This window comes from Paraburkholderia sp. BR10954 (assembly GCF_040965775.1).
Lineage (GTDB): Bacteria > Pseudomonadota > Gammaproteobacteria > Burkholderiales > Burkholderiaceae > Paraburkholderia > Paraburkholderia youngii.
On record NZ_JBFRCK010000089.1, the window covers coordinates 1 to 8021 of the forward strand.

Consider the following 8021-nt stretch of genomic DNA (forward strand, 5'->3'; position numbering starts at 1 on the left):
CAACGTCCTGGAGCCCGAACTCGACCAGAACTGACAAGGAAAACTACAATCGACACCGCGCAACGCCCCAACCCCGCCGAATCGGTCACGTTCCCGAAATCGGCGGTCACGTTCGCCGAAATCCGCAGAAAGATCCAGACCAAGACCAAGCTGTGTCATCGAGGTACCCCTTAAACCTGCATTCTCCCAGGATAGTCCACCGAGACGTCAACGCCAGGACTTTTGCAGACCTTCCCTAGAGGGCGATCTTGGCCTCCAAACACGCGACAGAGTCCGTAGCGTCACCAGCCAGCTTGTTGAGATCGGTCGTGCAAGCGTCGTCGCCGAATAAAAGTTTCGACTGCAGGGCGAGTTGTCGCGACTGCTTGGCGAGCGGGCCGGCTGTCGCATCCATCCCGCCGTACATAATGATATCGGGTCTTTCTCCCTTGATCTTTGTCAAAATCGCCCGGAAGTCGGTAGCTTTGTCGGTCCTAACATCGCGCGCCACGACTGTAATGCCCAAACTCTTTGCCGTCTTCTCAAACTGATCTGCCAACCCATGTCCGCACGCAGTCGCGTCGTTGACGACTTCAACGGTCTTCACCTTCAGGTGCGATGCGGCATAACGAGCGAGAGCAGGACCTTGCTGGGCATCTGTCCCAACGAGGCGATACGTCACCTTATAGCCCTGCAAGGTTAATACCGGGTTGATTGCCGACGGCGAGATCATGGCGACACCGGCATCGTTGTAGATCTTCGAGGCCGGGATCGATACTCCTGAGTTTTGGTGACCGACAACTGCTACGACACCGTCGTCGACCAGCTTCTGCGCGAGCTGCGTACCCTGACGCGGGTCCGCCGCGTCGTCTTGCGGATCGATCACGAGCGTTACTTTCTGCCCATTGATCTCTAAGCCGGCTTTGTTTATTTCTTCAATTGCGAGGCGCGTGCTATTCTCGATGTCCTTGCCGAGATGCGCCAGTCCTCCGGTAAGCGGAACAGCATTGCCGCCCTTTCATTTGCAACACTCCCACCGCTCATGCAGCGCTCGTTGTGTTGCACCACCGGTTAAATCCATCGGCTTCGTCACGATGCCCTCTGGGCGCCCGTTGCTGATTGACGTGCCTACACGAGCTGCCCATAACTACCCGCACCCGCTGAGGGCCGGCCGGTCGACGATCGATAAGAACGGATCAAATCTGGCTGCCTTACAAGCGATCAACGCCAAGCGGATGTGTCGATCAGAGTCCGTGGAAGAAGTACCTGAATAACATTGCCGAACAAGATCACCGGGCCATCAAGCGTCGAATCCGTCCAATGGCGGGACTCGAGAATTTTCGCCGCGCGCATCATTCTGGGGAATCGAGACCAATGCATATGGCCCCATCCAGCAACTCTACTCGCTCGTTGCATAAGTAATCTTCTATATTTCGCGCTCTCGCGGGTCAGCTTCCATGTTGCGACAGTACCTTGGATTTCAAATAAGTGGAAATCCGTTGCGCTCAGTGATAGCACAACCCCATGACTTCGGACTGCGTATTCCAGCGTTCACGCTGTCCGCATGCTTAGGATCAGGCGTATTGAGCACTCAGCGATTGGAGAGAGATACTTGTGCCTTGCGAGTCCTGCACGCTATCAGCATTGACGAAGACCAGCTGCTGCCCGTTGCCCTGGAGAGACCACGAGATTGTCTGATATTGACTGACGTTCGTATTGTACTGGTTCTTGGCGCGGCCCACCGCCAAGATTCGCGGAGCCGGATCTGCCTCCGAATTCACGACGTTCACCACGGCAGACTCCTCGGCGAACTGAATCGAAATGAACTGGTTGATATTGCTATGAATCTGCGCCTGATACCAGTGCGAGGCCGGAACCGTGTAGTAACGGCTGAACTTCTCGAAAAAATGGTTCTTGCCATCTGCCGGCAGAGGCTTGTTAATGATGCCGGTCGTGTCCTCGGGCATTGAGACGCTGGCGATATAAGCCTCGACCCGTGCGCCCAATTGACCCTCGAGCATCGCGGCCGACACGGTAGTGGTGTCAGAGCCATTTACGAACAGCACTGAAGCAAGGCCCTGATTTGCCGTCGTGCCTGGCACGCTTACGGTTACGGGAGGTTGCGACTGGCTCCATACGACGGAGATGTTCGCGCCAGCGTCATTTGCCGCTGCGTTGTAAAAGATGAGCCCGTAGAGTTGACCGCCGGTGAGGGTCTGGCACGTCGCGGTATCGCCAGGATCAAGGGTGATGAGTTGCCCATTTTTCCAGTTGATAGATGACACGGTAATCTCCTGAGTGGTTGAGCCTCGTGCTTTTTCGCAAAAACGAGGCGGTGACACAGAAATCGCCAGATTTTCGTCATGGTTATCAAGGACAGGCGCATGGCGTACGGGTTGGCGACGTCCCCGGTGAACATTAATATTGCCCTAGCCCGAGGTCATTTTTACTGCGATCACGACTACGACTCCGACACACATCACTAGCGCTTGCGGGATCGTGATTAGCCCGGTGATTGCCTGGCGTCGAACTGGACATGGCGGTGGTTTCGATAAATTCCGCCGGGCCGTGCCGATAGGTTTCATTGAGCACTCCGCGTGAAGGCGACTTTACCGTTTGATTTTCACGCAAGTAACATATTTCTGAAAAAGTACTTTAAGTCCTTTGCTTGTACGCGAAATCCATACCAATAAGCCAGTGCCAGTAGAAATCCAGAGACCTTCAACGGCCCTTAAAGCCATTCACCGATAGCGCCAACAGACCAAACAGACAAACCGGACAATATTTGTCGTTACCGCAACAAAATCGCTTCATCTCTGCGAGGAGTCGCTAACACAACCTCGGCTTGACGCCTTGGTCACCATCTTCTCGCGCCATGTGTAGACGAACAAAATAGGAATATTTATGCAAAGAGCAAGTAGAGTTGCTGGACGGGAGAGAGAGTGCCCTATCTCCATCGTTCACCTGAGCTTTGCACATCATATGCATGGTCTCGATTCCACCAAGAATATGTTGCAGCTCACATTTTCCCGCTAGAGACGAGCCAGCCTGGCTTTGCCGCAATAAGGGACCTGCTATGCTGAAGTCCCGAAGACGAACGATCTGACCGATGAAGCAGAACCCGAATCCCGCAGTGGCAAAGGTGCTCAAGCGCCTGCATTACCCGCTTGACGTAATCCTTCTCTGCGTGAACAGGTTCTCGACGGCGTACGCTACAGCCTCTCCTTAGACTTCCGAGGTTACGAATTGGGTGTTAATCACGGCTTCGACCAGCGTAACTCCGTTGGGGGTAAGGGTTACAACATCCCTATCGATTGTTACCAGCGCTTTATCAACCAGCGTTCTGAGCGTGGGGCGAATAATAGGGTTGTCGAAGAAGCTTTTGCCTTCAAAACGCTGTCTGAACACGTTGTCACTCACCGGAACCAGTGTGGAGAGGGCCATTTTAAAAGCGTTCACTTCGCGCTGATATGGTGAGACTCCCCGGCTTTCCTCAATGGGCAGATAGTTTTCATCCAGAGCTTCCTTGTATTTTCTGTAGCTGGTGATGTTGATGGCCTCGGCCCGGGCACATTTCGAGCTGCCCCCGAGACCGATCGCCACTTCCGGGTACTGTTTATCGAGGTCGGTCACTAGCCCTTTCCACTTCTCCGGATGCTGATGGTTCCGGTGAAAGTATGTAGTCGGATGTTCGAGATATCCGGACGAAAGGTGCTCCTCGATTAACTCGCGCATCTGATATTGCTTACCCAGCCCCGGGAAGTTCATCTTACGAAGGTTAATAAGCCCCCCTTTTTTTTGCCACAGACTTTCTCGCTCCCCGGAAACACCGGTACGTTTTTTCAGAAGCGTTTCCATGTGTAGCTTGGTGCAGACCACGTGGGAAAGATCCAGTTCGAGAATTTTCTCGATGTCGTATTTCACATCGTCAACGCTCTGGCCGAGCATGCCGTAGATAAGGTCGACGCTGACCCAGTCGAAGCTGATTTCGCGCGCGTTAAAAATTGCATCCAAGCACTGTTCGGCGGAATGCATACGCCCGCACGCCGAGATAATACGGTCGTCGAGGGCTTGGGCACCAAAACTGATTTTGGTAAAGCCCAACTCTTTTAACAGTTGGAGGTATTGCTTGGTCAGCGTACCCGGCTCGCCTTCAAAGCGCATGGTAGCAACAGAAAAGTTAAAATGGCCTTGATAAAAATCCATCAGGCGCCGCAGCTCAGGCTCAGGAAGCAGCGATGGCGTGCCACCGAAGATGTTGAATTCGCCGACTTCTGCATGTGCGAGACACGGAACGTTCTGAAGCCACATAGTGGCCTCTTTGATGTTGTAATCCACCAAATCCCGGAACACTGCCTGTGACGAAATGGCCTGTGGATTCAGAGTGATCGTCGGGTACTGACAGAAATGGCAGCGGTAGCGGCAAGTTGGAATATATGCCCAAAGATGAATCTGTTTTGCCTGTTTGATATCACGCTCCATGTCATCAAAGAAAGCGCCGAGTGGATAACTACAGATATCGCCAGGGAAAACGTGGCAACCGAACGGATCTTTAAAGACATACTCCAGAAATGCGGTGTTCTCTGGACGGGAGAGAAAATCATGCACTCGCGGCACAGGATAATTCGTATCGATAGCATTTAGCGAGTTCAGAATTTCATTATTCATCAGAATACCCCACCGTTAGCGAAGTAGTTGTGCGCTTCGCCGGACTCACGGTCTTCACAAAAATAGTAGACAAAGCGCTCGAAATCCTCGGGTTTGACCGCATCAAAACACTCCGGCAACGGCGGCGGGAAACCGATATCGTCACCAATGGCGCGGCGCATGGCACTGAAAATTTCATCACGGAACTCGAAATAGAGACGATAGGCTGGGGTTTTGTAGGCGTGGATCGGTTTGAAGTCGATGATTCTTGAATCGCGCATAATTTCATGGATACGCTGATACAGACAGTCAGCCACTGGCCCGGTAAAAAAATGACGCACGGTGATGTCATCCAGCAAAATCTGTGGATTGAGCAGCGCCGGCAACACAATGTTTTTGGGAACGTAGTCTTTAATGGAGTAGCACCAGACCTGCTGCGACTGTGCGGGAGTAGTATCGTACAGCGTTGACCATTGCTTTTCCTCCCCCGGACGTACATCTTTCATGATGATGATGCCGTCCTGCCCATAGGCAGTACCGCTGATTACTTCGTCTAGCATTGTATCGACGCGACGACTGTTAATTTCCACACGGGAATCCCGGGCGTAAACTGGCTTGCCGCCCTCGGCGATTACCCGGATTCCAAAGTCCCAGTCGTCCGAGAGGTGTTCTACAAAGCGGCCGTTGCTCAGCTGATAGAAAATTTCGATACCTCCCACTTTGTCGTACAGAGTCCGCTCAACGGCAAAACCCTTGCCGTCGGGAAAACCGCCGAAGAGCGAAAACGACACCTCCCGGCAGCGCAGGGTTTTTTGGATTTCCCGGAAAAGGTTGGGACGATTGCGGAATGCTTCTTCGTTGTAGTAGTAGTTGCAGGTGCCAATATCCCCGTTTTCCTCTACCATCTTTTCAATCAGCGCATGCAGCCAGTAAGGGTCTACGATGCAGTCAGCATCGGCGGAAACAATGTAGTGTTTTTTCTGAGCCCCTAGGCGGCTGTCACGGGCTTTTGAACGCACAGACGCGTAATCCATGCCGCGTTTTCTTGCAGACGAGACGCCTTGAATGGACTCGTGAATAAGAAAAATATCCAGGGATGGGTTTTGAAATTTGAAAGTGTTAATTTTGTCAACGGAGTCGTCCGTGGAATTATTATCCACAAAAATCAGCTCATAGCCATCATGAGTGATCAGGCCGTCATGCGTTTTTTGGTTGAATAGGGAGAGCAACACCTCTCGGATACGATCGGTTTCGTTGTAAACTGGCACCACAACTGATACAACAACTGTATCGCGCATTCTTTCTTCATGACAAGTCAAGCCCAGAATATTGGCTGAATTATCAGAAAGCAGCCGCTTGCCAATAAAAAAATTCCTCCGAGCAATGTCATTCATCAATTTTCTATTATTGATGAGCAGATACAAGTCTTTAACAAATTCTTCATCAGGCAAGCAATCATTCTCTTCCGATATCTTCAAAACGGGAGCTTCAAAGCCGTACTGACCATAAACCTCCCAATAATATTCGTAGCTGGTAGTAATGTAGCAGCGTCTGTTGCTGATCGCCTCGCCAACTGGATTTCCATAGCTGTCGTAATCCCACGAAGTAAGAAAAGAAACGAGATCGCAGGAGTAATATAAATCCTCTATTGTAGTCGCATCGCCCACTGAAAACATGGATTTGTGCGAAAGTGGGCCGACAAACTTTATAAATGACTCAACGCTTAACTTTTTGGCTAGTGTATTCAGCTCTTGATAGTAAGGACGGTTTTCATCAGGATCGCCCGCCACAAACAAAAAAACTTTTCGATCGATATCATTTTGACTGAAAAGTTGATTTAGCCGATTAAGCAAATAAATATCCCGATCCAAACGCTTTTGCGGAATAATGCGAGTGGTGCGGGCGATCACAATGTCGCTATCGCGGATAAAGAAATTTTCTCTGATGCTATCATATCTACCATGCCCGGTGAAATCGTAGGTATTTTTTTTAACCATTACTTCCACACCGTAATCACACCACTCTTCCAGCTTTTTTTTCAGGTGATTATTGAGTGTAATGTATGTTATATGCTTGGATCTAACGGGCTTGATGGCATGAGGATAAGGCGCTGTGCCGTATTTCATCACGTTTTTTTCACTGCTCCACATTAGATCGTGGTCGCGCCAGATGACGAAATTTCCTAGGCAATGACATTCGCCGTAAATTTTGATCGCCGTATAAAGCGCTTTGGTATATATAATATTTTCCGGAAGCGTACCATTCTCAACAATCACATAACTGATACTTAGCTTATCCCATAGCTGAACGATTCGATGTGCTAGTCGCAGAGAAGATTCGTTGATTGCAAGCAGGAGTTCTTCCTGCTCTCTGGAAGAAACCGGCGGAACTCGACCCATCAGAACATTGTGCGAATGCGTCAAGAAATCGACATTGTAGTGGGGAATAGAGTCGATATCTTCAATACGAACCAAATCGAATATATCGCTGTAAATCTCATGTTCCTTATCGTAAGGTTTGCCGAATTTTCCTTTATCTATCTTTATATCGTAGCCGAGGTCAAGATAAGATTTAATCTGATGGCGCGCAAGATTTTTCGCCATTTTTGACGCTTCAACTGTGATGCCTGACACGGCGACGGCGTCAAATGATATAAATATGGCCGCCGGGTGCATATCTTTACGATACATTCCGGATCACCCTAAAACAATTTGCGAATACGAATCATGATCGCGACCAAAAAACCATCCACTTTCGAGACAGGGTCGCCGTGGCTGCGAGCGCGATTTCCGACAGTGCTTCATGGCGTGGTGGGCCTTCCAACGATGATATTTGGGTTGGAAAACAGCGTTGGCACCTCTCCCCTTTTTTGATCTGCGTAAACAAAGGCAGGAAAGCCTTCCTGCAACCGCATTACCGATGGCGTTGAGCACATCGGAGCAGAACAAAGGTTGGATCAGTGGCTGCAAAGCAGCGACGAATCTGTCCAGATCCAATTCCAGAAGAGGCATGCGGCGTGCCAGCATGAGCCGCGGAAAGGTTTCTACGCACCATCTCGAGGACTGCATGTGAAAGCCGTAGACGGGATGCCTCTACGTGCGGATATCACGCCGGCTGTCTGGACGTTACTTTTCCGACAAATCGTTCGCTTTGTAATCAATTTGCGCAGACAAACGTCATGACTCTAGCGGCCGGCCGAGTCGCTCTGTCTGAGATCGTCTGGCAGAGGGGGCCGCGCAAAATCGGACAGCGGGATAACGCAGTATGACTTTATATGGACGCCTCCCATTTTGCGAAGGCTTTCGCACGCTGTGACGGATGAGGCGGCTGCGCCTTTATATCCGGCCCTTGATGCAGCTTCGATGCTGCAGGCCCCGATGAAATCCGCTGACCCA

At 50.8% G+C, this 8021-nt stretch carries 3 protein-coding genes and 3 pseudogenes; 2 read left to right on the forward strand and 4 right to left on the reverse strand.

Features of this window, described 5'->3' with window-relative positions:
• Positions 1-238: 238 nt before the first annotated feature.
• Positions 239-997 (reverse strand): annotated as a pseudogene (locus AB4Y34_RS39940) (branched-chain amino acid ABC transporter substrate-binding protein); the annotation flags it as partial.
• Positions 998-1239: 242 nt separating this feature from the next.
• Between AB4Y34_RS39940 and AB4Y34_RS39945 the strand changes: the two are divergent.
• Positions 1240-1329 (forward strand): annotated as a pseudogene (locus AB4Y34_RS39945) (DDE-type integrase/transposase/recombinase); the annotation flags it as partial.
• Between the two features lie 224 nt (positions 1330-1553).
• Here AB4Y34_RS39945 and AB4Y34_RS39950 read toward each other — a convergent pair.
• Positions 1554-2264 (reverse strand): hypothetical protein, encoded by a 711-nt coding sequence (locus AB4Y34_RS39950; RefSeq protein ID WP_368719136.1) that lies wholly within the window; start codon positions 2262-2264, stop codon positions 1554-1556.
• Positions 2265-3088: 824 nt separating this feature from the next.
• Here AB4Y34_RS39950 and AB4Y34_RS39955 point away from each other — a divergent pair.
• Positions 3089-3190: pseudogene (locus AB4Y34_RS39955) on the forward strand (IS6 family transposase); the annotation flags it as partial.
• Between the two features lie 14 nt (positions 3191-3204).
• Here AB4Y34_RS39955 and AB4Y34_RS39960 read toward each other — a convergent pair.
• Both AB4Y34_RS39960 and AB4Y34_RS39965 read right to left on the reverse strand, forming a co-directional pair.
• Positions 3205-4647 carry a radical SAM protein gene (locus AB4Y34_RS39960; protein ID WP_368719137.1) on the reverse strand — a complete coding sequence of 481 codons (1443 nt, stop codon included), beginning with the start codon at positions 4645-4647 and terminating at the stop codon, positions 3205-3207.
• A complete protein-coding gene (locus tag AB4Y34_RS39965) occupies positions 4647-7316 on the reverse strand; it encodes a glycosyltransferase (RefSeq protein WP_176370009.1) in 2670 nt (889 codons plus the stop codon). The genes AB4Y34_RS39960 and AB4Y34_RS39965 overlap by 1 nt, the downstream gene beginning before the upstream one ends.
• Positions 7317-8021: the final 705 nt, after the last annotated feature.

Bases quoted from the DNA above. Each gene is read 5' to 3' on its own strand.
- AB4Y34_RS39960 (WP_368719137.1), bottom strand. From the start codon at position 4,647: ATGAATAATGAAATTCTGAACTCGCTAAATGCTATCGATACGAATTAT.
- AB4Y34_RS39965 (WP_176370009.1), bottom strand. From the start codon at position 7,316: ATGTATCGTAAAGATATGCACCCGGCGGCCATATTTATATCATTTGAC.